This window comes from Bradyrhizobium sp. (genome assembly GCF_052389815.1).
Taxonomy (GTDB): domain Bacteria; phylum Pseudomonadota; class Alphaproteobacteria; order Rhizobiales; family Xanthobacteraceae; genus Bradyrhizobium.
In genome coordinates this window covers 1-2222 of record NZ_JBQTHN010000217.1, presented here as the reverse complement: position 1 = coordinate 2222, position 2222 = coordinate 1, and the positions used below count along the sequence as shown (strand labels likewise).

The following is a 2222-nucleotide window of genomic DNA, read 5'->3' as shown; positions in this document are numbered from 1 at the left end:
AGGCTGCGCTTGCCGGCGAGCGCGATGGCTTCGAGCTCGGCGCCGGTTTCGTGGCAGGTGCCGGAAAAGCCGATGCCGATCTCATGGCCGCCGAACACCGGGATCTCGCCGACCGCCGGCGTGTGCTCCTGGTTGAGGATTTCGCCCTTCCAGCGGCCATCGGCCGAGCTGTAAGAGCCGAGATAGTAGAAGAAGGCGTCGCCGCCGAGGATGCGGCCATCGATCAAGAGCATCACGCCGGTCAGGCCGCCATCGACGCCGTCAAGCGCGCGGATGTGGATGGAATAGAGCCCGTTGACGATTCCACCGGGGCCGACGTCGCCGACCGGCGGCAACGCCGCCTCGTCGAGCTTGGTCAAATTGGCCCAGAACACCGCGCCGGGCCGCGGCGCCGCCTCGCCCTCGAAGCGCAGCCCGGTGTTGTTGGTCTTGCCCCGCACACTGATCGCCGCCACGTCGACGCCCATCAGCGGCTTGTAGTTGGGGTCGTCGTTGTGGCGCCCGGTGATGATCTGCCCGATGACCTCGTCGCCCTCGAAACGATAGGTGCCGAGATGGGCGAAGGCGGAATTGCCACCCAGCAGCTTGCCCTCATGCATGCACATGATGCTGCGGCCGAACGCTTCGGCCACGCCGTATTCAACCTTGTAGAGTCCGTCCAGCAACGATGCCAGTCCTGCCAATGTGCGGCAGCGCATAACATCCCCGGGGAAGGCGAGACAACAGGCTTAGAGCATGATCCGGAAAAGTGTGAGGCGGTTTTCCGAAAAGATCATGCTCAAACAACAACCTAAAGCGCGATGACGATTCATCCCAATCTCATCGCGCTTTAGTGTCGCTTGAAGTATTGCACTTCCCGCTCGTGCTTTTCCGCGGCTGCACGCGTCCGAAATGTTCCGAGATTGCGGCGCCTGCCCGTCCTGGGATTCACCTTGCGGGAATACAACCGGTATTGGCCGGATTTCAGCTTGCGGATCATGGCAGACCTGATTGCTGGCTGCTGGCAACGACAATAGCAGCGCGAAGTTCCCCCGGCCAACAGTCGAACCTTTGTCCGGGACCGTTTTACGCCAGCCAGCGCTTCCGCCGCTTGTAGTGCTTGCCGTCGCGGAACGACTTCCGCTTGTCGCCGGCGACGCCAAGGTAGAACTCCTTGACGTCCTCGTTCGACGCCAGCGCCTTGGCCTCGCCGTCCATCACCACCCGGCCGTTCTCGAGGATGTAGCCGTGGTTGGCATAGCGCAACGCCATGGTCGTGTTCTGCTCGGCAAGCAGGAACGACACGCGCTCCTTGTGATTGAGGTCGCGGACGATCTCGAAGATTTCCTCGACGATCTGAGGTGCGAGTCCCATCGAAGGCTCGTCGAGCAGGATCATCCTTGGCCGCGACATCAGCGCCCGGCCGATCGCGCACATCTGCTGCTCGCCGCCCGACGTATAGCCCGCCGTCGAACCGCGCCGCTCCTGCAGGCGCGGGAAATAGGCATAAACACGCTCGAGGTCGGCTGCGATCGCAGCCTTGCCATCGCGGCGCGGGAACGCGCCGGTCATGAGGTTTTCCTCAATGGTCAGGTGAGCGAAGCAGCGCCGCCCTTCCATGACCTGGATGCAGCCCCGCCGCACCACCTCGTTCGGCGACAGCGACTGCACCTCGGTGCCGTCGAACACGATCGAACCCTTGGTGACCTCGCCGCGCTCGGCGTGCAGCAGGTTGGACACCGCCTTCAGCGTGGTCGTCTTGCCGGCGCCGTTGGCGCCGAGCAGCGCGACGATGCCGCCCGCGGGCACGTGCAGCGACACGCCCTTGAGGACCAGAATGACATGGTTGTAGACGACCTCGATGTTGTTGATCGACAGGAACGGTTTCGCCTGTTCCGCGGCCGCCGCCGTGTTCGCGCTTGACACCGGTCGTCTCCGTTAAAACCCAGGATGCTTCGAACGATCCGGGAGGGCCGACGGCCCTCCCGGCGTTTCCTCAATCGGTCAGCTCGCCTTCGAGCAGTCGCGCGGCTCGATCTTCTTGTCGGCCGCGTACTAGGCCGAGACGTCCTTCACGAGCGGTTCGGTGACTGCCTGGTTGGCGGTGTACCAGTCAGAGATTACCTTCCAGCCCTTGCCGTCCCACTGCATGACACGTCCGTCACGGGCGCCTTCGTGATCGGCGCAGGAGATCTTGACGGGCTTCATCATGCCTTCGAAGCCGAGCTCCTTCAGGCGGGCCG

2 protein-coding genes and 1 pseudogene are annotated in these 2222 nt (G+C 63.5%); all 3 read right to left on the bottom strand.

Annotated features, from left to right (window positions below):
* A partial coding sequence (locus tag ACT4OC_RS29220; protein ID WP_444842535.1) for a GrlR family regulatory protein occupies positions 1–665 on the bottom strand: 665 nt, incomplete at its 3' end.
* A 400-nt stretch (positions 666–1065) separates the two neighbouring features.
* Positions 1066–1905, bottom strand: a complete 840-nt coding sequence (locus ACT4OC_RS29215) for an ABC transporter ATP-binding protein (protein WP_444842534.1) — start codon at positions 1903–1905, stop codon at positions 1066–1068.
* Positions 1906–2034: 129 nt separating this feature from the next.
* Positions 2035–2222, bottom strand: a pseudogene (locus ACT4OC_RS29210) (ABC transporter substrate-binding protein); the annotation flags it as partial.